The organism is Pseudoalteromonas sp. BSi20311, assembly GCF_000239875.1.
In the GTDB taxonomy this organism is placed as follows: Bacteria; Pseudomonadota; Gammaproteobacteria; order Enterobacterales; family Alteromonadaceae; genus Pseudoalteromonas.
The window spans coordinates 1-279 of record NZ_BADU01000159.1 but is presented as its reverse complement, the minus strand read 5'-3'; the positions used below and the strand labels follow the sequence as shown (position 1 = coordinate 279).

Sequence of the window (279 nt, the reverse complement as noted above, 5' to 3'; positions counted from 1 at the left end):
AGCCTTACTTTTTTATAAGTAAACCAGAGCGGGTCATTAGCTCAGTTGGGTGAATAAGAACCGAAACGAAGTTTCGCAGTCTTATGAACGCGAGTCAGGACGACGAGCCGGTCCCACGCTTCAGGATGAATTAATGGCAGTTAGACACAGAGCGGGTCATTAGCTCAGTTGGTAGAGCAGTGGACTTTTAATCCATTGGTCGATGGTTCAAGTCCATCATGACCCACCATTCTTTACTGAATGGTTATAATCGGCGGATCTACGCAGACTTACTTTTTA

The 279-nt window shown here is 45.2% G+C and carries 1 tRNA gene; it reads left to right on the top strand.

The features are described from left to right. Nucleotides 1-153: 153 nt before the first annotated feature. Nucleotides 154-229 (top strand) — tRNA-Lys (locus P20311_RS16865). The last annotated feature ends 50 nt before the right edge of the window (nucleotides 230-279 follow it).